Origin of the sequence: Rhodococcus sp. NKCM2511 (assembly GCF_014905595.1) — a bacterium.
GTDB classification, from domain to species: Bacteria; Actinomycetota; Actinomycetes; order Mycobacteriales; family Mycobacteriaceae; genus Rhodococcoides; species Rhodococcoides fascians.
The window spans coordinates 226,730-248,735 of the sequence record NZ_BNHJ02000002.1 but is presented as its reverse complement, the minus strand read 5'-3'; the positions used below and the strand labels follow the sequence as shown (position 1 = coordinate 248,735).

22 protein-coding genes and 1 other RNA gene are annotated in these 22,006 nt (G+C 65.1%); 13 read left to right on the top strand and 10 right to left on the bottom strand.

All coding sequences use genetic code 11. From position 1 onward, the window contains the following. Positions 1-80: 80 nt before the first annotated feature. Complete coding sequence (locus tag JLZ96_RS17760) at positions 81-1,610, bottom strand: CoA-acylating methylmalonate-semialdehyde dehydrogenase (protein ID WP_201010864.1); 1,530 nt, start codon at positions 1,608-1,610, stop codon at positions 81-83. Positions 1,611-1,685: 75 nt separating this feature from the next. Between JLZ96_RS17760 and JLZ96_RS17755 the strand changes: the two genes are divergently transcribed. The 3 genes from JLZ96_RS17755 to JLZ96_RS17750 all read left to right on the top strand — a co-directional run bounded on the left by JLZ96_RS17755 (position 1,686) and on the right by JLZ96_RS17750 (position 3,930). Continuing rightward, positions 1,686-2,588, top strand: coding sequence for a LysR family transcriptional regulator (locus JLZ96_RS17755; RefSeq protein WP_027497432.1), 903 nt, complete (start codon positions 1,686-1,688; stop codon positions 2,586-2,588). Positions 2,589-2,788: 200 nt separating this feature from the next. Continuing rightward, positions 2,789-2,914, top strand: coding sequence for a hypothetical protein (locus JLZ96_RS25135; RefSeq protein ID WP_268963056.1), 126 nt, complete (start codon positions 2,789-2,791; stop codon positions 2,912-2,914). 47 nt (positions 2,915-2,961) lie between these two features. Next, the gene (locus tag JLZ96_RS17750) at positions 2,962-3,930 is read left to right on the top strand and encodes a cobalamin biosynthesis protein (RefSeq protein WP_201010863.1); all 969 of its coding nucleotides are present in this window, start codon (positions 2,962-2,964) and stop codon (positions 3,928-3,930) included. On the opposite strand, the gene JLZ96_RS17745 is transcribed toward JLZ96_RS17750, so the two are convergent. Genes JLZ96_RS17745 through JLZ96_RS17735 form a run of 3 tightly spaced genes read right to left on the bottom strand, consistent with a single transcriptional unit; the run spans position 3,871 to position 5,969 of the window. Continuing rightward, positions 3,871-4,788 (bottom strand): SURF1 family protein, encoded by a 918-nt coding sequence (locus JLZ96_RS17745; RefSeq protein WP_094621135.1) that lies wholly within the window; start codon positions 4,786-4,788, stop codon positions 3,871-3,873. The genes JLZ96_RS17750 and JLZ96_RS17745 overlap by 60 nt on opposite strands. An 18-nt stretch (positions 4,789-4,806) precedes the next feature. Next, positions 4,807-5,280, bottom strand: a complete 474-nt coding sequence (locus JLZ96_RS17740) for a low molecular weight protein-tyrosine-phosphatase (RefSeq protein WP_174557281.1) — start codon at positions 5,278-5,280, stop codon at positions 4,807-4,809. Further along, a complete protein-coding gene (locus tag JLZ96_RS17735; RefSeq protein WP_094652557.1) occupies positions 5,277-5,969 on the bottom strand; it encodes an HAD-IA family hydrolase in 693 nt (230 codons plus the stop codon). The genes JLZ96_RS17740 and JLZ96_RS17735 overlap by 4 nt, the downstream gene beginning before the upstream one ends. A gap of 42 nt (positions 5,970-6,011) precedes the next feature. Between JLZ96_RS17735 and cobC the strand changes: the two genes are divergently transcribed. The 4 genes from cobC (at position 6,012) to JLZ96_RS17715 (ending at position 10,138) form a co-directional block, all read left to right on the top strand. Then, positions 6,012-7,049 (top strand): Rv2231c family pyridoxal phosphate-dependent protein CobC, encoded by a 1,038-nt coding sequence (gene cobC, locus JLZ96_RS17730; protein WP_032406726.1) that lies wholly within the window; start codon positions 6,012-6,014, stop codon positions 7,047-7,049. 14 nt (positions 7,050-7,063) lie between these two features. After that, positions 7,064-8,185, top strand: a complete 1,122-nt coding sequence (locus tag JLZ96_RS17725; protein WP_201010862.1) for a Nif3-like dinuclear metal center hexameric protein — start codon at positions 7,064-7,066, stop codon at positions 8,183-8,185. Positions 8,186-8,291: 106 nt separating this feature from the next. Continuing rightward, entirely contained in the window at positions 8,292-9,029 is a 738-nt protein-coding gene (locus tag JLZ96_RS17720; protein WP_201010861.1) for a zinc ribbon domain-containing protein, read from the top strand. Further along, positions 9,026-10,138 carry a bifunctional RNase H/acid phosphatase gene (locus JLZ96_RS17715; RefSeq protein WP_236254140.1) on the top strand — a complete coding sequence of 371 codons (1,113 nt, stop codon included), beginning with the start codon at positions 9,026-9,028 and terminating at the stop codon, positions 10,136-10,138. The genes JLZ96_RS17720 and JLZ96_RS17715 overlap by 4 nt, the downstream gene beginning before the upstream one ends. 19 nt (positions 10,139-10,157) lie before the next feature. Here JLZ96_RS17715 and JLZ96_RS17710 read toward each other — a convergent pair whose 3' ends face one another. Next, on the bottom strand, positions 10,158-11,408 hold the full coding sequence (locus tag JLZ96_RS17710; RefSeq protein ID WP_201010859.1) for an SLC13 family permease: 1,251 nt from the start codon (positions 11,406-11,408) through the stop codon (positions 10,158-10,160). Beyond that, the gene (locus JLZ96_RS17705) at positions 11,405-11,929 is read right to left on the bottom strand and encodes a DUF1697 domain-containing protein (protein WP_201010858.1); all 525 of its coding nucleotides are present in this window, start codon (positions 11,927-11,929) and stop codon (positions 11,405-11,407) included. The genes JLZ96_RS17710 and JLZ96_RS17705 overlap by 4 nt, the downstream gene beginning before the upstream one ends. 89 nt (positions 11,930-12,018) lie before the next feature. Between JLZ96_RS17705 and JLZ96_RS17700 the strand changes: the two genes are divergently transcribed. The 5 genes from JLZ96_RS17700 to JLZ96_RS17680 all read left to right on the top strand — a co-directional run bounded on the left by JLZ96_RS17700 (position 12,019) and on the right by JLZ96_RS17680 (position 16,134). After that, complete coding sequence (locus tag JLZ96_RS17700) at positions 12,019-12,579, top strand: TetR/AcrR family transcriptional regulator (RefSeq protein ID WP_201010857.1); 561 nt, start codon at positions 12,019-12,021, stop codon at positions 12,577-12,579. 29 nt (positions 12,580-12,608) lie between these two features. Beyond that, entirely contained in the window at positions 12,609-13,979 is a 1,371-nt protein-coding gene (locus JLZ96_RS17695; protein ID WP_201010856.1) for an MFS transporter, read from the top strand. Between the two features lie 25 nt (positions 13,980-14,004). Next, positions 14,005-14,444, top strand: an RNA gene (rnpB, locus tag JLZ96_RS17690) — RNase P RNA component class A. Between the two features lie 59 nt (positions 14,445-14,503). Further along, a complete protein-coding gene (locus JLZ96_RS17685; protein ID WP_027497419.1) occupies positions 14,504-14,686 on the top strand; it encodes a hypothetical protein in 183 nt (60 codons plus the stop codon). Positions 14,687-14,688: 2 nt separating this feature from the next. Continuing rightward, a complete protein-coding gene (locus JLZ96_RS17680) occupies positions 14,689-16,134 on the top strand; it encodes an RNB domain-containing ribonuclease (protein WP_201010855.1) in 1,446 nt (481 codons plus the stop codon). Here the strand turns inward: JLZ96_RS17680 and pip are convergent. From pip to JLZ96_RS17660, 4 genes are all read right to left on the bottom strand, one after another. Further along, positions 16,124-17,080 (bottom strand): prolyl aminopeptidase, encoded by a 957-nt coding sequence (pip, locus tag JLZ96_RS17675; protein WP_201010854.1) that lies wholly within the window; start codon positions 17,078-17,080, stop codon positions 16,124-16,126. The genes JLZ96_RS17680 and pip overlap by 11 nt on opposite strands. Before the next feature lies 1 nt (position 17,081). Further along, positions 17,082-17,531, bottom strand: a complete 450-nt coding sequence (locus JLZ96_RS17670) for a hypothetical protein (RefSeq protein WP_176457963.1) — start codon at positions 17,529-17,531, stop codon at positions 17,082-17,084. Between the two features lie 41 nt (positions 17,532-17,572). Beyond that, positions 17,573-18,424, bottom strand: coding sequence for a 3-methyl-2-oxobutanoate hydroxymethyltransferase (gene panB, locus JLZ96_RS17665; RefSeq protein ID WP_032368131.1), 852 nt, complete (start codon positions 18,422-18,424; stop codon positions 17,573-17,575). A 143-nt stretch (positions 18,425-18,567) separates the two neighbouring features. Further along, the gene (locus tag JLZ96_RS17660; protein WP_201010853.1) at positions 18,568-20,292 is read right to left on the bottom strand and encodes an NAD+ synthase; all 1,725 of its coding nucleotides are present in this window, start codon (positions 20,290-20,292) and stop codon (positions 18,568-18,570) included. 83 nt (positions 20,293-20,375) lie between these two features. Here JLZ96_RS17660 and JLZ96_RS17655 point away from each other — a divergent pair, with 83 nt between their 5' ends. Beyond that, complete coding sequence (locus JLZ96_RS17655; RefSeq protein WP_201010852.1) at positions 20,376-21,941, top strand: alpha/beta hydrolase; 1,566 nt, start codon at positions 20,376-20,378, stop codon at positions 21,939-21,941. The last annotated feature ends 65 nt before the right edge of the window (positions 21,942-22,006 follow it).

Sequence of the window (22,006 nt, the reverse complement as noted above, 5' to 3'; positions counted from 1 at the left end):
AGTGCTCCTTCGCGGTATCTCCATGTGCGTGGAACTTCGTAGTGGGCTACGAGTTTCCACGCACATGGGCTTTGTAGAACTCAGTTGTTTGCAGGAAAGCCGAGATCGATACCGCCGTGGCTGGGATCGAGCCAGCGACTGGTGACGGCTTTGCCTCGCGTGAAGAAGTGCACTCCTTCGGTGCCATGAGCGTGGCTGTCGCCGAACAAACTGCTCTTCCAGCCACCGAAACTGTAGTACGCCATGGGAACAGGGATCGGCACATTGACGCCGACCATGCCGACCTCGACCTCGTTCTGGAAACGCCGCGCCGCCCCGCCGTCGTTGGTGAAGATCGCCGTGCCGTTGCCGTACGGATTGTCGTTGATCAGGGTGAGGGCTTCGTCGTAGGTCTCCACACGCACGACCGAGAGCACAGGACCGAAGATTTCGTCGGTGTAGATGCTCATGTCCGGTGTCACATGGTCGACGAGCGTGGGGCCGAGCCAGAATCCGTCCGCAGCCCCGTCGGGTTGGACGGTGCGGCCGTCGACGACGATCGTGGCACCGGACGCCTCGCCTGCGTCGACATAGGACGCAACCTTGTCGCGGTGTACCCGGGTGACAAGCGGGCCCATGTCGGCGCCGCGGGTGCCGTCGCCGGTGACCAGTGGCGTAGTGCGTTCGGCGATCTTGGCGACGAGCTCGTCGGCGATCTTCCCGACGGCCACGAGAGCGGAGATGGCCATGCATCGCTCACCCGCCGAGCCGAAGCCGGCGTTGACCATGGCGTCCGCGGCCAGGTCGAGATCTGCATCGGGGAGGACGACGGCATGGTTCTTGGCACCGCCGAGGGCCTGAACACGCTTGCCGTTGGCGGTGCCTGTCGAGTAGACGTACTGAGCGATGGGCGTCGATCCGACGAAGGAGACCGACTTGATCTTCTTGTTCTCGAGCAACTCGTCGACGGCCTCCTTGTCTCCCTGCAGCACGTTGAACACGCCGTCGGGCAGGCCTGCTTCGGCCCAGAGCCGCGCGAGCCAGATGCTGGCACTCGGGTCCTTCTCCGATGGCTTGAGCACGACGGTGTTACCGGCGGCGATGGCGATGGGGAAGAACCACATCGGCACCATGGCAGGGAAATTGAAGGGGGAGATGATGGCCACCGGCCCGAGCGGCTGACGAATGGAATAGACGTCCACTCCGGTGGACGCATTCTCGGTGTAGCTGCCCTTCAGTAGATGGGCTATGCCACAGGCGAATTCGACCACTTCCTGGCCGCGAGAAATCTCGCCGAGGGCGTCCGAGAGCACCTTGCCGTGCTCGGCCGTGATGATCTCGGCCAGCTCGTTCTTCTTCGCGTTGAGCAGTTCTCGGAAGGAGAAGAGGATCGAGGTGCGCTTGGCCAGGGAGGTGTCGCGCCACGCGGGAAAGGCAGCTGCGGCGGCGTCGATGACGGCGCGGGCATCGCTCCGATCGGCGAGCGTGAGCGTGCCGGTGACCTCCCCGGTGGCGGGGTTGGTGACCGGCGACGTCCGATCGGAAGATCCGGAAAAAGTCTTACCATCGAGCCAGTGTGAGATGACGTCGGTCAACGTTCGTTCCTTCCATCGGTGTGTCTCAAGTCTCATTCGAATCGATGCACATGTCAAAGGCCAAAATCGCAGATTGTCGTGCAGAAATGCACAGGGGGATAGGCTGGACGAGTGTTCAACCCAGACCACCTTCGCTATTTCCTCGAAGTGTCGAGAACGGGACGTCTGACCGACGCGTCTCGAACACTCGGCGTGGACCACACCACGGTCGGTCGGCGTATCACGGCACTCGAAAAGTCCGCAGGACAGCGACTTTTCGACCGAACCCCGACGGGTTGGCGATTGACCGAGGCGGGGCGAAGGCTGGTTGGGTACGCCGAAACCGTCGAGTCCACGCTGATCGCCGCCTTCGAGGATCAGACATCCGATACCGGATCGCTGCGAGGGACGGTACGCATCGCTGCCCCGGACGGGTTCGGTGCCTTCGTTCTCACGCCGAAGTTGGGTGCGCTTCGCGACAAGCATCCCGATCTGGATATTGAACTCGTCACCGCCACCGAGCACAACTCGTTGGCCACCAGGGAATTCGACATTGCCATCACGTTGGAACGGCCGTCGCCCAGGTTGGTGGTTGCGCGGCAATTGGCGACCTACACCCTGGCGCTCTATGCCGCCGAGCGATACCTGGCTGCGCAGCCGACGATCGACTCGGTCGACGGTTTGCGTGGGCACACCCTGATCTCCTACGTGGATGCGCTGCTCGACGTTGCGCCGCTGCGCATCCTGGATTCGATTGTGCCCGACGGTCGGGCGCAGATTCAGACCAACAACATCACCGGCCAGTGGATCGCGGCGCGGTCCGGCGTGGGAATTGCGCCGTTGCCCAGCTACATCGGCGAACCGGACGACACGTTGATTCCGGTGCTGCCGGGCCTCGTCTCGGTCGAACGCACCTACTGGACGGTGATTCCGCGGGAGTTGACGGGGTTGGCGCGGGTGAAGGTGGTGGACGACTTCATCGGATCGGTCGTGGCCGAGGAGCCCCACATGCGTGCGGTGCCCGGCGGTCGATAGTCGCGGTCACTAAATGCACGAGATCGTCGGTGGCCGTTGAATTTTGGACGTTCGATGTGTCCGGCGTCTCGTGACGACAGACACACGTGACGCCGACCTCAAAGCGGTGGGAATCGCCCTACCGGCGGGTAACAATCTGTTACGGAACACGTCGGCCACGGCACCGCCGCGGCAGGCCCACAACGATTCTTGGGGGAATCATGACCATGTTCGTAGTAGCAGCAATCGGTTTCGTCGGTATGGCCGTCGCCTTGCTCAACGACGGAAGCGACATCGACTTCAGGAGCCGTCAGCTCTCCGGCGCGTACAACCGGCACTGGGCCTGACCCGTACCGATTCCGCACACCGGATGGCCGGTGGATAGATTCGAGCGATGTGGACACACCCCCGAGCGATCGGATTGCTGGTCGGTTACGTCCTGGATCGAGTGTTCACAGACCCACAGCGCTGGCATCCGGTAGCAGGATTCGGAACGGCTGCCCTTCGCGTCGAGGCTCGGCTCTACCGCGACAACAGGATTGCGGGTGTCATCCATACCGCCGTACTGGTAGGGGGCGTCACCGCACTCGGAATCGCATCCACGCGAGCAGTGTCGCGTCTCGGCCCACCGGCCGAGGCCGCTCTGGTGGCCACCGCGACGTGGGCCGCGCTGGGCGGAACGTCGCTGTCGGTAGTAGGTCGCTCGATGGCCGATCGCCTCGACCGAGACGACCTGCCCGGCGCACGCGCATTGCTCCCGTCACTGTGCGGACGTGACCCGGCATTCCTCCACTCCGACGGGCTGGCACGCGCGGCACTCGAATCCATCGCCGAGAACACATCCGACGCAACAGTCGGTGTCGTGGTGTGGGGAGCCCTGGCCGGCGTACCGGGAATCCTGGCGTACCGAGCCAGCAACACACTCGATGCAATGGTGGGATACCGGTCTCCGAAATACCTACGTTTCGGATGGGCCGCCGCACGCCTCGACGACGCGCTGAACCTGGTGCCGGCACGAGTCACGGGTGCGGCGACTGTTCTCGCGGCACCGCTGGTGCAGGGTTCTGCTGCACACGCGCTACGGGTGTGGCGACGCGACGCGTCCCGTCATCCCAGCCCCAATGCCGGGGTGCCGGAAGCCGCGTCGGCGGGAGCGCTCGGACTCCAGCTCGGCGGGCGCACCCAGTACCGGCACGGCGTGGAGATCAGGCCGACACTCGGCGACGGGCGAGCGCCCACGGCACGGGACCTTCGGCGAGCAGTCGTCCTGTCGACGCGGGTGCAAGAGATCGCGACGGCTGCGTCAGCGGTTCTTGCCGTATCGATCCGCCAGGCGAGGATCCGTCGGCGTTCTCGCCTGTGATGCCGCGCGGGCCCTGGCCCGCTTCTCGCGCCGGGTCGGAAGAGTGAATTCTTCCTCGTCGTCCGACGCGGAATCGTCGTCGGACGTGGGGTCGGACTCATCGGACATCGCGTCGGCCATCTCGGTTCTAGACATGCGTCGCTCCCGCAGCTCGGCGCGGACGAAATACGCAAGACCCAACGGTGCCATGATGCCGAACGCCAGCCACTGCAGCCCGTAGGACAGATAGGGGCCCGCGTCGGTCTGCGGGAGCTCGATGAGGCCGAGGCCACCGGGCTGACCGTCGTCGAGCTGCAGGTACCCGTCGATCGCGTCGACACCGACCGCTGCGCCGATCTGCTCCGGGTTGATGTTGTACACCTGCAGGCGGCCGTCCTCCTGGATCGGCTCACGTGATGTTCCTTCGGCCTGACGAACGCGGGCATCGAGAGTGACCGGGCCGGTTGGGGCTGCTGCGAACTCGGGCGGTCGCGTTCCCTCCACCGGGAGCACGTATCCGCGGTTGACGAGAACAGTAGGGCCATCGTCGATGACGAACGGAGTGATGACCTCGTACGCGGGCTGCTCACGAATGCTGCGCAGCCGCACCAGGGCGTCGGAATTCTCCACGTAACTGCCCTGCGCGATCACCCGCCGCCATTCGTCGTCGGCCGCGAATCCGTTCCCGGTGAGAACGTCGGTGATCGGCACCGGATCTGCCCCGACCGATCGGGTGATCAAGTCGTTGCGTGCAGAAGTCGAGGTGTTCTTGCCCAGCTGCCACGGAGCGAGCACGCTGAAGCACAAGAATGCGAACGCCAGCGCGACGGCAGCCAGCACCAACCACTTCGGACGTAGCAAGAACCGTAACTTCTCCACCCCACCACGGTAGCCGGGTCAGGCGGTCAGCCGAGACCGCGCCCAATCGATCAAGCCGGGCACGGCGTCCTCGATCTGTTCTCGCACCTCGGTGAACGCAGAATCCGACGAGTAGTAGGGATCTGCGACCGACGCATCGTCGGCGTCGGGATCGAACGAACGCAGCAGCTGCACCCGATCGGCCGGTGCACCCAACTGCAGTAGAGATCGAGCGTGGCCGGTGTCGAGAGCAACGATCAGATCGGCGGCGAGGTGGTCCGGTCCCACCTGGTTCGCTTCGTGCTCGCTCTCGTAGCCGTGCGCATCGAGTTCCGCGACCGTCCGCGGGTCTGCGCCGTCGCCGACATGCCACCCGTCGATTCCCGCGCTCGATACGCGGACTGCATCACTTAGGCCCGCCTCGGTCAGGTGGGCGGAGAACACCTTCTCGGCCATCGGTGATCGACAGATGTTTCCGGTGCACACGAACGTCACATGCAGTGGCTCGCTCACCGCGACGCCTCCGTGTTCTGCTCGAGCACGGCGGCCAGTTCGTCCATGTCCGACGCGGTGAACGCGGCGTCGTCGCTCTCACCGTCGATGCCGTAGCCCCATTCCACGTAGACCGCCGGAATTCCGAACCGGGCCGCGCCGTGCACATCGTGATCGCGGTCGCCGATCATGATCACCCCTGCGGTGCCGCCGTCCGAGGATTCGACGGGATCGATGCCGAGATTGGTCAGCGAGTGCGCGATGACGTCGGACTTCGCTCGCCGCGACCCGTCGTTGCTGGCACCGCCGATGAAGTCGAAGTACCGCGACAAGCCGAAGTGGTCGAGAATTCGGACGGCGAAGCGCTCCGACTTGGACGTCGCCACGCCCAGCCGAACACCGCGATCCCGCAATCGCGTCAGCACCGTCTCGATGCCGTCGAACGCGGTGTTCTCGGCCCAACCCCGCTCGTCGTAGCGGTCGAAGTAGGCGGCGAGCGCGCGCTGAGCTGCCTCCTCGTCCAGGCCCATCGAGCGCAGCGTGTCGATCAGCGGTGGACCGACGACGAGAGAGAGTTGCTGTTCGGTCGGTTCGGGAGCGCCGACCGAGGCCAGCGCGTGGCGAAATCCTGCGTGAATTCCCGGTGCGGAATCGGTCAACGTTCCGTCGAGATCGAACAGGACAACGGATGCGGGCAGAGCGGCAGACATGGCCTGAGCCTATCGGTGCACGTGACGGCTAGGCTCGTCGCGATGTCCGATACAGCGTCCGGCCCCGATGCATTTCTCCGTCATCACGGAGATCTCGAGGTCGGCTCGGGCCTCGTCGACTTCGCCGTCAACGTGCGCGGTGATGGCCCGCCCCCGTGGCTTCGTGATCGGCTCGCTGCAGCCCTGAACTCGCTCGGTTCGTATCCATCGGGGGCAGCCGAGCGGGCGGCTCGGGAGCAGGTCGCCGCACACCACGGACGCTCGCCGGACGAGGTACTGCTGCTCGGTGGCGGAGCCGAAGGATTCGCGATGCTGCCGCGGCTCGAGCCGGCCCTCGTGGCAACCGTGCACCCGTCGTTCACCGAGCCCGACTGGGTGCTCGAGCAGGCCGGCATTCCCGTGCATCGGGTGTTACTCCAGCCGCCGTTTCTGCTCGATCGGGGCCTGGTGCCCGAGGCCGCCGACATGGTGATCGTCGGCAATCCCACCAATCCGACGTCGGTGCTGCATCCCCGAGAAGTAGTACTCGGTCTGCGTAGGCCCGGCCGCACGGTCGTGGTCGACGAAGCATTCGCCGACGCAGTGACGGGAGCAGGGGAATCGGTCTCCTCGGACAGCGTCGCGGACGTGCTGGTACTCCGAAGCCTGACGAAGACGTGGGCATTGGCGGGGTTGCGGTGCGGCTACGCTCTGGCCCATCCCGACGTACTCGAACGAATGCAGCGGGGCCGTGCGCACTGGCCCCTGGGCACTCTGCAGCTCGAAGCAATCCGCGCCTGTACCGAGCCGTTCGCGGTCGAGCAGGCCCGAGCCGAAGCGCTGCGTATCGACGCCGAACGTGACGCCATGATCGCGAGACTGACCGCACTCGGTCTCGACATTGCCGGACCGGCGCGAGCGCCGTTTCTTCTGGCGCGGGTCGACGGCGCCGACGGGATCCGAGAACGCCTGCGCACGAAGGGAATTGCGGTTCGGCGCGGCGACACGTTTCCCGGACTGGATCGCAACTACCTACGCGTCGCCGTACGGGACTCGGCACACGTCGACATACTGGTGCATGCGTTGAACACCGTTCTGTGAGGAGAGCAATCGACATGGCAGTGACTCTGGCGAACGTCATCGAGGTTCTCGACAAGGCATACCCGCCTCGATTGGCCGAGAGCTGGGACTCGGTGGGATTGGTATGCGGAGATCCGGAATCCGAAGTGCGACAAGTGCTCTACGCCGTCGACGTCACCCCGGCCGTCGTGGACGAGGCCATCTCCTGGGGTGCCGACCTCATCGTCGCCCATCACCCTCTGCTGCTCAAAGGAGTCGATTCGGTTGCGGCCGACACCGCCAAAGGCTCGGTGATCCACCGCCTGATCAAGGCCGACTGCGCGCTGTTCACCGCCCATACCAACGCCGACTCGGCCGATCCCGGTGTCTCCGACGCACTCGCGTCGGCCCTCGGTGTGATCGACACCAGGCCACTCGATCCCATTCCTGCTCCGGCGCACGACAAATGGGTCGTATTCGTGCCGTCCGCCGACACTGCGGCGGTGCGCCAGGCGCTGTTCGACGCCGGAGCCGGTGAGATCGGCGACTACAGCGAAGCGAGTTGGCACACCGAGGGGCTCGGCCAGTTCCGGCCGCAGCCCGGTGCTCATCCGACGCTCGGTGTCGTCGGCGAAGTCCACACCGTGACCGAGGACCGAATCGAGGTGGTTGCATCCCGGGCCGACCGCGCCCGGATGCAGTCCGCGCTCAGGCGCGCGCATCCGTACGAGGAGCCCGCGTTCGATGTCTTCGAATCCGCGGCCCTACCGTCGTGCACCGGTCTGGGGCGGATCGGACGATTGCCTGATCCGATGACGCTCGCCGAGTTCACCGATGTCGTCCGAGACGCTCTGCCGGCCACCAGCTGGGGAGTGCGAGCAGCGGGCGATCCGGACGCGACGGTGTCGATCGTCGCCATGTGCGGGGGAGCAGGGGACTCGTTCCTCGCAACCGTCGCGCGGACCGACGCCGACGTTTATGTCACGTCCGATCTCAGGCATCATCCCGTCGACGAGCACCTGAGGGCGGGTGGGCCCGCGGTGATCGACACGGCCCACTGGGCCTCGGAGTTCCCGTGGTGTGCTCAGGCGAGGAGCATCGTGGACGCCGAATTCGGCGACACGGACGGCTGGAGCAGCAGGGTCAGCGATGTCCGTACCGACCCGTGGACGTTGTGACCGACGAACCCCGCGACCGGGGGAGTGGACGGATCCGGCTCGGTACGTTCTGCGCAGCCGGTAGGGTAATCGGAATCAACTTCCATAGTCGCAGGAGTCATCAAGCGTGAACGTCGATCCCAAAGTCCAGGCCTCGCTACTCGAATTGGCCGGTGTGGATACCGAACTCTCGCAGATCGCCCATCGCCGAAAGACCCTCCCCGAGCAGCAGGAGGTCGACAAACTCGAGGCCGAGCGCGTCACCCGCAAGGATGCTGCCGTCACGGTGCAGATCTCGATGGACGACCTCGATCGCGACATCCGCAAGCTCGAGGGCGAAGTCGATGCCGTTCGCCAGCGCGAGGCGCGCGACAAGAAGATGCTCGAGAGCGGCACGATTGCGCCCAAGCAGATGACCGAGCTGCAGCACGAGCTGGGCAGTCTCGAACGGCGGCAGAGCATCCTCGAGGAAGAACTGCTCGAAGTCATGGAACAGCGCGAGGCCAGCGAGCGCGATTACGAGCACGCCGGGGCGCAGTTGACGCAGATCGAGGACGAAATGGTCGACGCCGGTCGTCGCCGCGACGACGCTGTCGCAGACCTGGACGTCGCGGAGAAGCGGAGCGCCGAGCGTCGCGAGGCATTGATCTCGGGTATGCCGGCCGATCTGCTGGCGCTGTACGAGAAGCAACGCGCACTGACCGGTCGAGGCGCAGCGTTGCTGCAGGCCCGCCGGTGCGGCGCATGCCGAATAGAGCTCGATCGCAACGAAATTGCGAGCATCGCCAACAAACCTGCCGACGCTCTGGTTCGTTGCTCGGAATGCAACGCAATCCTGGTGCGCACCAAGGAGTCCGGAATTTGAGTGCCGCGCAACGGGTCGTCGTCGAAGCCGACGGCGGCTCCCGCGGCAACCCGGGTCCCGCCGGGTACGGAGCCGTGGTGTTCTCGGCAGATCGCAGCGAGGTGTTGGCCGAACGCCGGGAGGCGCTGGGAATCGCAACGAACAACGTGGCCGAGTACAGGGGCCTCATCGCTGCGTTGACGGCGGCCGCGGACGTCGGTGCCCGTGAGGTCGACGTTCGGATGGACTCCAAACTCGTCGTCGAACAGATGTCGGGACGCTGGAAGGTCAAGCATCCCGACATGATTCCGCTCAATCGCCGAGCGGCGGAGCTTGTTCGGACGTTCGATCACGTCACTTTCCAATGGATTCCGCGGGAGCAGAACTCACACGCCGACGGTCTGGCGAACGAGGCGATGGATGCCGCTGCCAAGGGGATCGACCTTCCTGATCTGCCCGATACCGAACCGGCCGCGAAGCAACCCGCGGCGGCCCCCGGGTGGACCGGTGCTATCGGCGACCCCACCCGAATGTTGTTGTTGCGCCACGGCCAGACCGCGCTGTCGGTCGACCGGCGATACTCGGGTCGCGGAAATCCGGAACTGACCGAGCTGGGGGTTCGACAGGCCACCGCTGCAGCGGCACGGCTCGGCGGACACGACGACATCGCAGCGATCGTCTCGTCCCCCCTCGGCCGCGCCCGACAGACCGCCGACGCCGCGGCAGGTTCACTCGGACTCGACGTGACCACCGTCGACGATCTGACCGAAACGGACTTCGGCGACTGGGAAGGTCTGACCTTCGCGGAGGCGAAAGACCGCTATCCCGAACAACATCGGGCCTGGCTGGGTGACACCTCGGTGGCCCCGCCCAACGGTGAGAGTTTCGACGCAGTGCGCACTCGAATCGAAGCGGCACGCGATCGATTGATCGAGGAGTACGCGGGCAAGACGATCGTCGTCGTGACACACGTGACGCCGATCAAAACACTGCTGCAACTGGCACTGGACGTCGGACCGTCACTGCTCTACCGAATGCACCTGGACCTCGCGTCGCTGAGCATCGCGGAGTTCTACCCCGACGGCGGGGCATCGGTGAAATTGGTCAACGACACGTCTCACCTGACCTGATCCTGCGGAGGTGCGGGTCTCAGATCTGCAGCGCCAGCCATAGGCCCGCCACTGCTCCGACGATGGTCAACGGGGTCGTGATGACACCGAGCACGGTGAACGTGCGCAAGTCTGCCGGCTCGTCGTTGGCCGACGCGACGCGTCGCCACAGCATGATCGCCAGTGAACCGACGTAGGTGAGGTTGGGGCCGAGGTTGACCCCGATCACCATGGCCAGCAACAACGCCGGGGGAGCGTCCGCGCCGAAGGCCGCCAGGAGCAGCAACGTTGCGGGCAGGTTGTTGACGATGTTCGACGCCACCGCCGCAATGGCAGCTGCGGCCAGCAGGGACGCGAAGGTGGTGTCGGACGGCAGGATTCGCGCCAGCCAGTCGCCGATCGGGCCCGTCGTCACGCCGAGCACGACGATGCCGAGAAGGAAGACGAAGCCACAGAACGGCAGATCGGCACCGCGCAGAATGGCGCGAGGTGTGGTGTGGCGAGCTCGAAGTGCTGGGATCGCCAGGGCCACGGAGCCCACCGCAGCCACCCAGAACGGTTCGATATCGAACAGTCCCGCGACGGCAAATCCGACGAGGGTCGCGCCCAGGATGGCGAGCGTGCTGCGCGGTGCTGGGACGTCGTCAGTGCTGTGTTCGGTCGCGGAGTCCGTCGGTGTCGCAGTGCGGGTCAGATCCTCGCGGAAGAAGATCAGGAACACCGCCAGTTCGATGGCGACCGCGAAAATCCACGGCAGTGCCATCAGCGCGGTGAAGTGCAGGAAGGTCAGGCCCGTCGCAGCGAAGGCCAGCAGGTTGGTCAGATTCGACACCGGCAGCAAGGTCGACGCCGAATTGGACAGGTGCGCAGTGGCGTAACTGTGTGGACGTGGCGACATCCCCAGGATCCGAGCGGCACCGATGATGGCCGGTGTCAGCAGAACAACGGTCGCGTCGAGGCTCAGTACGGCTGTGGTGGCCGCGGCAGCGGCGAACACGAGGGTCAGCAGTCTGCGGGGGCTGCCCTTGGATCCGCGGCGTAGCTTCGCAGCGATCCAGGTGAACACACCGAGGGCATCCGACAGATGCGCCAGGATCAGGATGAAAGCCAGAAAGACGACGGTGGGTGCGAGTTCGAGTACCTGCTCACGGGCGGCGTCGAGGCTGACGAGGCCGACGAGAAGAACAACTGCGGCCGCTGGAAGTGCAGCAACGATCTCCGGAAGACCGCGCGGGCGAACGATGGCGAAGACGAGAACGGCGGCGACCAATGCCGCAGCGAGAACGGTCACGCGAGAATCTTCACGAGAGTGCGGACGTTCCGCGTGGTGGTCGTGGCCTTGTACTTCGCCTTCGCTGTGGCTTTTCCGAACGTACTGTCGGTGGTGTTGCCCTTGCGCACCTCCCAGTAGAGTACGCTGTTCCCCTCGGCAATCCTCTCGAGATCGGGGTCGAGTTCCACTGCAAGAGCGGACAATTCGGTCAAATGGCTATCGTCGTTACCGAACACCACATAAGGATGCCAGCCCTCCCGTTCGGCGTCGAACGGGTAGGACTCCACTATCGCCCTCAGTGTCGGGACGTCGAGTACGACAACCCAGGCTCGGTAGCCGAACGCCTCGGCGAGCGTGCTCTCCACCTGTGCTTTCAGGGCGGCGGCCGCTAGCGGCGACTGCAGCAGTACGTTGCCGGTCGCCAGAATCGTGCGGACATTCGTGAAGCCGGCCGAGGCCAGAGCTGCGCGGAGGTCGGCCATCTTGATGTTGACGCCGCCGACGTTGATGCCGCGCAGCAGCACAACCCATTCACTCATGGGAGGAACTGTAGTGAAGCGCACGAGAACAACCATTGAAGTCAGTAGTTAGTAACCAGTAACTTGGCGGTATGCCGCAGAGAGGACGGATGACAGGCCCGGAACGACGGCAGCAAATACTGCGGATAGCGGCAGACGAATTTGCAGCGTCCGGACTGCACGGCGGTTCGACCGACAGGATCGCCCGCGAAGCAGGGATCACCCAGGCCTACATCTTCCGAATATTCGGAACCAAGAAGGCACTCTTCTCCGAGCTGGTGGTCGCGTCGTTCGACCGTGTGGCGGATGGGATGCGCGAGGCCGCAGGTACCGCCACCGGTCAGCAAGCCTTGGCCTCGATGGGGGAGTGCTATTACGCCATGCTCGAGGATCGAACCTCACTCCTGCTGCAGCTGCAGGGGATCGCCGCGTGTGGCGACGAAGAGGTGCGCGACGCCGTTCGAGAGGCGTTCGGCCGGATGTGGAACACCGTCGTAGAGGTCACCGGTCTCGACGCCGTGACCGTCAAAGCGTTTCTGGCGTTCGGTATGCTGCTCAACAGTGGCGCGGCCCTGCATATTCATGACGTCGACCAACCCTGGGCGAACGGAGTGGGCACTCGTATCCACGCCGGATTGTTCGACCACATCACGAGCGAGACGAACCGTTGATCTCCGGCTCCGAGCACGACGAATCACGAATGTTCGTGCCTTCTCTGTTGTTCGTCGGAGTCGTCGTCGCCGCTGTCGGTAGCCTCGGTGCCCCGCTGATCACCAGCGTCGCAACCACTTTCGACGTCTCCCTCTCCAGCGCACAATGGACGTTGACCTTGGCTTTGTTGACCGGTGCCGTCACGACACCGGTTCTGGGCCGCCTCGGATCGGGTCCGCATCGACGGGCAGCAATCCTCGGGACACTGGGCGTCGTCTCGGCCGGAGGCATTCTGACCGCACTGCCGCTGTCCTTCTCCTGGCTGCTCCTCGGCCGCGCAGCCCAGGGAGTGGGACTGGCCCTGACTTCGATGCTGATGGGTGTGGTGCGAGATCATCTGTCCGACAAACGGTCCGGATCGACCATCGCTTTGTTGTCGGTCGCGTCTACTGCGGGTGTCGGTGTGGGCTATCCCTTGTCGGGGTTTCTGGCCGAGCACGGCGGTCTCCGGCTCGCATACGGATTCGGTGCTGCGATGACGGTCATGGCGTTTGCCGTTGCTCTGCGAGTTGTTCCTGCCTCGACGCGCAAGCGTGCGACCCGGATCGACGTTCCGGGTGCGGTGCTGCTGGCGCTCCCTCTCACCCTGGTGCTCGCTCTCATCAGTGAGACCGCGCTGTGGAGGAGCCGCCCTTGGACGGCGGGGGTGCTGGCTGCAATCGCGGTCGTCGCTGCGGGCATATGGGTACGCGTCGAACTGAGAAGCTCGGCGCCGCTCGTCGATCTTCGGTTGTTTCGTCACAGGGCCGTGGTCGGAGCGAACGTCGCAATGTTTCTCGGCGGCATCGGAATGTATCTGCTGCTGACCCTCGCTACGCGCTACGCGCAGACGCCTTCCGGTGCCGGATACGGTTTCGGCCTCGACGTGTTCGCGGCGGGCCTCGTCCTGGTTCCGTTCTCGGTGTTCGGATTTCTCGCCGGCAAGCTGGTACCCAGAGCGCTGCGTCGGGTGGGGGCAGGCAGCGCGCTGACGGTCAGCGCACTGATCGTTCTGGTGGCTCTCGCCTTGTTCGCCGGTACCCGCGCCGGCATCGTTGAACTCTGTGCGGTGATGGCGATTCTGGGTTTCGGAGTCGGAAGCTTTTCGGCCGTGCTGCCGGCCGTCGTGCTGCCGGTGGTGCCCTCCTCGGAGACCTCGAGCGTCATGAGTATCAACCAGGTGGTGCGCAGTGTCGGATTCTCTTTCGGAAGCGCGATCGGTGGTCTGGTACTCGCCGCCGGAACGCGTCCGGGCTCCACCTTCCCCGGAGAGGATGCTTACACGGCCGCCGCCTGGGTGGGGGTGGTCGTCACCGCTGCCGCGGCCATCGTGAGTGCCTCTGTTCTTCATGGCCCGGCAATCGCCGGGCATCCGACGTGAGGCGGGTAGAGTACGCAATCGCGAACGAGTTGGCTGGACGGCTGCGGCTCGAAGTACTGACGGACAGGTTCCGTTCCGCTTCGGGCCGAGGAAAGTCCGGACTCCACAGAGCAGGGCGGTTGTTAACGGCAACCCGAGGTGACTCGCGGGACAGTGCCACAGAAAACAGACCGCCTGCGGTTCGGTTCTTCGGAAACGAAACGCAGGTCAGGGTGAAACGGTGCGGTAAGAGCGCACCAGCATCCCAGGTGACTGGGGTGGCTAGGTAAACCCCGCCCGGAGCAAGGTCGAAGGCTGCATCGCGCAAGGGGTGCAGCTGCGCAGGTGCTCGAGGGCTGCTCGCCCGAGCCTGCGGGTGGACTGCTCGAGGTACCCGGCAACGGTGTGCCCAGATGGATGGTCGTCTATTCGATCTCGCGAGAGCGGGTCGATGCACAGGATCCGGCTTACAGGCCGACTCGTTCGCACTCCAATTTCTCGCGCGGTACACCTGCGGCGTGGCTGTATGGGGCACACTGGAAGTCATGACCGACGACGACAGCTCCTGGTACTACGACATCAGCACCAAGCAGGTTGTGCAGGGCAAGGAGACCAATGCCCTCGACCGCATGGGTCCGTATCCGGACAAGGCCACCGCAGAGCAGGCGCTGAAGATCGCAGCCGCCCGCAACAAGGCCGCCGACTCCGACGACGACTGGAACAACTGACGGTGCTGCTCACCCGGCTGAGGGCTCCGAACTTCGATTTCGAGTCCATCAGATCCGAGTTCGGTCTGTCCGATGTCTTCGACGCAGACGTGATGCGCGAAGCGATCGAAGCCCGAGACCTGCACGCCGACAGCAGAATCGACCGCACCGACATTCCTTTCGTCACCATCGACCCACCCGGCTCGAAGGACCTCGATCAAGCCGTACACATCGAGAAGACGGCCAACGGCTTGGTGGTGCACTACGCGATCGCCGACGTGGGTGCGCTGGTGATGCCGGGGGGAGCGCTCGACGTGGAAACCCGCCGACGCGGCCAGACGTACTATCTCCCCGACGGATCTGTTCCGTTGCACCCGCGTGAGTTGTCGGAGGGCTCGGGAAGCCTGTTGGAGGGACAGACTCGCTGCGCTGCATTGTGGACCATCGAACTCGACGACGTCGGTGAAGCCGCGGCGTGGACCGTTACTCGGGCGCTCGTGCGTTCGACCGCGCGTCTCGATTACGCGGGAGTGCAAGCCGACTTCGACGCCGGCACACCGCACCCGTCGATCGCTGCCCTTGCCGAATTCGGACACCTACGGGCGGAGGCAGCGAGGCGTCGAGGAGCCGTCGACATCACGCTCCCCGAGCAGGAAGTGGTTCCGGACGGGCACGGTTGGCGAATCGTTCTGCAACCGCGAACAGCAGTGGACGGCTGGAACGCCGAGGTGTCCTTGCTGACGGGCATGTGCGCAGCCAGAATCATGCTCGACGCCGGAATCGGCATCGTACGCACGCTTCCGCCCGCACCGCCCGAGGCCGTCGAGACCCTGAAGAAGACCGCGAACGCACTCGGAATCGAGTGGCCCGCCGGCGCGTCCGCCGGCGCGGTACTCGCCGGCCTGCCCACCGACGAACCGTCGACTCTGGCGATGATGACTCAGGCCACGGGATTGCTTCGGGGAGCGGACTATTCGGCGTTCGACAGTCGAACTCCGAACTCGACCATCGATGCACCCGGCACCGACGATTCCGTCGAACACTCGGGTATCGGAGCGCCGTACGCCCATGTGACGGCCCCGTTGCGACGGCTGTCGGATCGGTTCGCCACCGAGGTGTGTCTGGCCGTGGTCGCCGGTGTGCCCGTCCCCGAGTGGGCGGCGCAGGCGCTGCCGGAGCTACCGGCGATCATGCGTGGATCGGATTCTGCAGCATCGAAAGTGGACCGAGCCTGCATCGATCTGACCGAAGCGCACGTGCTCGAAGACCGCGTAGGTCATACGTTCGACGCAGTGGTGCTGCGCGGTGCCGAGGGCAAGCGCGACGCCGAGGTGCTCGTGTCCGAACCGATCGTCATGGGCAAGTGCGACGGCGAGCCGCCTGCGGGGGAGTCGGTGAAGGTCCGATTGACTCGGGCCGACACCGACTCGCGCACAGTCCGATTCGACTATCCGTCTGTCACGGCCTGAATCGGTCGGTCGCCTCGACCAGGTGGTGGACGATGCCCGGCTCGGCCGCAGAATGGCCGGCATCGTCGACGATCACCAGATCTGCACTCGGCCAGGCCTTGTGCAGTGCCCACGCGCTCGTGGCCGGGCACACCACGTCGTAGCGGCCCTGCACGATCACGCCAGGAATACCGTCGAGCAGGTGCGCGTCGCGTAACAACTGGTTCTCTTCGAGGAAGCACCCGTTGCGGAAGTAGTGGTTCTCGATTCCGGCGAAGGCGCGAGCGAAACGCACATCCGAATTATGCTGTACAGCATCGGGTTTCGGGAGCAGGTAACTCGTCGCTGCCTCCCACGACGACCACGCCACCGCGGCCCGGGTCGCGGCAGCGTCGTCCTCGGACATCAACTGTCGGTGATATGCCTCGACAAGATCCCCGTCTCGTTCGCCTTCCGGAATGGGAGCGAGAAACTCCTCCCACAGGTCCGGGAAGATGTGTCCGGCACCGCCGCGGTAGTACCAGTCGATCTCCGACGGCCGGACGAGGAAGATTCCTCGGAGCACGAGTCCTCGCACCCTCTCGCGATGCGTCTGTGCGTAGGCCAGCGACAACGTGGAGCCCCAGGATCCGCCGAACACCAACCAGGTGTCGATGTTCAGGTGCTCGCGGAGTTTTTCCATGTCGGAGATCAAGCGATCGGTGGTGTTGACCGACAGATCCGCCCCGTCGGCAATATGAGGGGTCGACAGCCCGCAGCCTCGCTGATCGAACAACACGATGCGGTAGACCTGCGGATCGAAGTAGCGACGCTGCAGCGGATTGGTGGCACCGCCGGGACCGCCGTGCACGAACACCACCGGTTCGCCGTCGGGGTTGCCGGAGATCTCCCAGTAGATCCGCTGCCCTTCGCCGACGTCGAGGTGACCGGTCTGCACGGGCTCGATCTCGGGGTACAAGGTGCGCATCCTAGAAACCGACCAGACCGGAGGCCAGATCCGGGATGTCGAGGGAGCGGATGGCCTCGTCCCGCACGTCCGAGCACGTTTCCTTCGTGATGTCGTCGACGAGCGCGCGATTCTGCACCACCTGGAGATTGATGACGCCGCTCTGCGCAGCCCAGGTCTGCACCAGAATGTTCAGACCGCCGCGACCGAGAGTGGGGCCCTGCACGCGCCAATTGGACAGCTGCGCCTCGAGATCGGTGCACAGCTGCTGCTTCTGGGCATCGGTGACAGCCGCTCCCACAGGAGTCGTCGTCGCCACCGTCGTGCTCGGAGCGGTCGTCGTGGTCGACGACGAACCCGTATTGGTCGTGTCGGTGCTGCATGCCCCCACTACGGCGAGAAGCGCAGCCGCACCGACCAGTGCGACTGCGCTTCGTCCTGCAATGGACGTCGTACCCCGTCTGATTGTCATGGCCCGAGTGTGCCATCCGAACCGGGATCAGACGACGACGGTCAGTAGCTGTGTTCGGGTCCGGGGAAGACTCCCGAGCGCACCTCGGACATGTACGTGGTGGCTGCGGTGCGCAGCGAATCACCCACGTCGGCGAACTTCTTGACGAACTTGGCGGTCTTGCCGTTGGTGTATCCGGCCATGTCCTGCCACACGAGAACCTGAGCGTCGCATTCGTTGCCCGCTCCGATGCCGACCGTCGGGATCGTGAGCTTGCGGGTGACCTGGCCGGCGATGTCGGCGGGGACCATCTCCATGACGACGGCGAAGGCACCTGCCTCCTGTACGGCGATGGCGTCGGCGACGAGTTGTTCGGACGCGTCACCGCGACCCTGAACGCGGAATCCGCCGAGAGTGTTGACGCTCTGCGGGGTGAATCCCACATGAGCCATGACGGGGATACCGGCAGCGGTGATGGCGGCGATCTGCGGTGCGACCCGCTCGCCGCCCTCGAGCTTCACCGCGCCCGCGAGGCCTTCCTTCATGAAACGAACAGCGGTTTCGAGTGCCTGCTGCGGTGAGGCTTCGTAGGTACCGAAGGGCAGATCTGCGACGACGAGCGCGTGCGGTGCGCCGCGTACCACTCCACGTACGAGAGGAAGCAATTCGTCCACGGTGATCGGCACGGTGGTGTCGTAGCCGTACACGACGTTGGCCGCGGAGTCGCCGACCAGAAGCACAGGCACGCCGGCTTCCTCGAAGATGCGGGCACTGGAGTAGTCGTACGCAGTGAGCATTCCCCAACGCTCACCCTCTGCTTTCATCTGCAGCAGATGGTGGGTACGGGTCTTGCGGGTCAGCGCGGTCGCCGGAGATTCGGTTGAGGAACCGCCGTACACAGCATTTTCGGACATCTTTGTCCCTTTCTGGTCCTCGAGGCCCGCGCGGCGGGTCCCCGGGATGGGGTGTGATGACGTGACCAGTCTGCCACCGCCCTTCCGTCGCAGGAATGCTGGTAGGGAGTGCAATTTGTCACAGTCGAGGCAACAGCTGATCGTCACATCGGGGGCTCGTACGCGCCCCTCCCGACCGTGATCGGCATCCGGCGATCGCGTCTGAACGCCCGCGAGGTGACCTTGGTGCCGATCGGATACTGCCGCCGCTTGTATTCCGCCGTGTCCACCTTGCGCACGATGTCCGCCACGACGGACGCGTCGAAACCCGCCGCGACGATGTCTGCGAGGCCCTGATCGTGGTCGACGTACCGAAACAGGATGGCGTCGAGGGTGTCGTAGTCGGGCAGTGAATCGGTATCGAGCTGACCCGGCCGAAGCTCGGCCGAGGGCGGCTTGTCGATGCTCGATTCGGGGATCGGCGGGACGTCTCCGCGGTCGATCGCGGACTCGTTGCGCCATCGCGCCAATCCCCAGACCAGCGTCTTGGGCACGTCCTTGATCGGTGCGAAGCCGCCGACCGCGTCGCCGTAGATCGTCGAATAACCCACCGCCAGTTCGGACTTGTTCCCGGTGGCAAGGACCAGATGACCGAAGGTGTTGGACAGCGCCATCAACACGATTCCCCGGCATCTCGCCTGGACGTTCTCCTCGGCCACGCCGGTCAGGTGCAGCTGGTCGACGAAGCCGGCGACCATTTGGGAAATCGGTTCGGTTCGAAAGTGAATGCCGGTGCGCGCGGCGAGATCCTCGGCATCGATGCGCGAATGCTCCGAGGAGAACTCCGAGGGCATCGACACTGCGTACACCGCGTCAGCGCCGAGGGCATCGACGGCGATGGCGGCGACGACCGCCGAATCGATTCCACCGGACAGACCGAGGGTGACCGAACGAAAGCCGTTCTTGTGCACGTAATCTCGTAACCCGGTCACCAACGCGCCCCACACCTGTTCCTCGGCGCCCAGGGGCTGAGCCAGGGACGGCTCGGTGCGCTGCCAGCCGCTGATCGCGACGTCGGGCAGAGCGACGCGATCGATCGTCCAGCCTGTCACCGCGGGGGAGTCCGCGACCGGATCCGCGGGGGCATCCACGTCGACGATCAACAAGTGCTCGACGAATTGCGGAGACCGGCCCCACGTCGAGCCGTCGGGACCGAGCACGAGACTTCCCCCGTCGAACACCAGCTCGTCTTGACCACCGACCGCGTTCACGTACGCGATGGGGGTCCCGATCTCGGTGGCTCGGCGCTGGACGACAGAGTGACGGATAGTGTCCTTCCCCTGCTCGAAGGGACTCGCGTTGAGGCACAGCAGCAGATCGACTCCGGCCGAGACGTAGGCTGCCACGGATCCGCCGGGTTGCCAGATGTCCTCGCACACAACGAGTCCGAGTCGCACGCCGTTGACCGTCACGATGCTCAACCGGGAGCCGGGCGCGAAATAACGTGCCTCGTCGAACACCCGGTAGGTGGGCAATGAATGCTTGTCGTACCGAGTTGCGACCCGGCCGTCGACGATCACCGCCGCGCTGTTTCTCGAGCCCTCGACGTCGCGGTCGAGATATCCCGCCACAACGATGCGATCGCCGCACCCCGCTCGGTCCAGGGACTCCGCCAGCCCGGTCAGAGCCCGCGCCGATGCCGCGGCGAACGACGGATTCAGCGCCAGATCCTCGACCGGATACCCGGTCAGGGCCATCTCCGGAAACACGACCACGTTGGCACCGTCATGGGCGGCACGGACGGTCCATTCGACGATCGCCGCCGCATTCGCTTCGAGATCGCCGACGACGGGATTGATCTGGGCGAGGGCGAGTCTGAGGGCCTGCACCGTGTAGACGCTAGTGCTCGACGGCCGTCCCTGCCGGGCAGCGAGAATGGAGTGTGGCCGGAAAGACCTGGCACGATCGACTCATGAGAACGCGCACCACGACGTCGGTCGTGGCACTGTCCGCAGTCGCCTTCGTCCTCGCCGGCTGCTCCGCGCCCGGGCCCGGTGCCGACCCCGATCCGTCCACCGCGTCCGACTCCACGTTCTCGGCTCCGGCCGGTCCTGTTCCTGCCGGGCTCGAGGCGTTCTACACCCAGAATCTGCAGTGGGAATCGTGCGAGTCCTACAACACGGATGGGTCCGAACTCGGCGACGCAGTCCAGTGCGCCCGAGTGACCGTGCCACTCGACTACGCCGATCCGGGCGGCAAGACCATCGACATCGCGATCTCACGCACACAGGCGACGGGGGAGAAGATCGGGTCGATCCTGATGAACCCGGGTGGTCCGGGGTCGTCGGGGCTCTACCTTGCCGAGCAAGCCGACGGCACCCCGATCGCCGACCGGTTCGACCGCATCGGATTCGACCCACGTGGGATCGGGGCCTCCGAACCCGAAGTGCGCTGCCTGACGTCCGAGGGAGTCGACGAAGAGCGTCGGGAACCGGATGTCGACGTCAGCCCGGAAGGGATCGCCGCCACCGAAGCCGATCATCGTGATTACGCGGCGCAATGTGTCGAACGCACCGGTGCCGACGTGCTCGAACACGTCGGCACCCGCGAAGTCGTCCGCGACATGGATGTCATCCGCGCAGTGCTCGGCGACGAGAAGCTCACGTACGTCGGGTACTCGTACGGGACACGCATCGGTACCGCCTACGCCGAGGCGTTCCCGTCGAACGTTCGAGCCATGGTGCTCGACGGAGCACTCGATCCCGACCAGTCGCCCGTCGACGAGGCCGTCGCCCAGGGTGCGGCGTTCCAGACCGCGTTCGACCAGTTCGCTGCGGACTGCACGAAGACCGATACCTGTCCGCTCGGCACCGATCCGTCCCAGGCCGTGGCGCAGTTCCGGACCTTGGTCGATCCGCTGGTCGACACGCCCGCCGACACCACCGATCCGCGCGGATTGAGCTACGACGATGCGATCACCGGAGCGCAACAGGCGCTGTACTCACCGCAGCTCTGGAGATTGCTGCGCGCCGGACTGAGCGAACTGCGAGAGGGCAGGGGAGACACGCTGCTGCGCCTCGCCGACACCTACTCCGGACGGCTCGAGGACGGTAGCTACACCAACATCGACGACGCGTTCAACGCCGTCCGATGCGTCGACGGCCCGCCGACCACCGACCGGGGGGAGGCCGACGAGGCCGACGCCAGGTTCCGAGCGGCAGCGCCGTACCTCGACGACGGCCGCTCCACCGGGAACGCGCCGCTGGATCTGTGTGCGTTCTGGCCGGTGCCGAACACCAGCGAGCCCCACATCGTGGAGGCGGAGGGGCTGCCCACGCTGGTGGTGGTCTCGACGACGAACGATCCGGCGACGCCCTACCAAGCGGGCGTGGAACTGGCCGACCAGCTGCGCGGCGACTTGGTCACCTACAACGGCACCCAACACACGGTGGCGTTCTCGGGAGTGGAATGCATCGACGATCCGCTGACGAACTACCTGGTGGACCTCGTCCCACCAGGCGAAGGGCTGGTCTGCTGACACGTACCTCACCGGGCGCGCGGTGAGCGGAGAGTTCCACGAAGTGAGACTGAATTCACGATGTA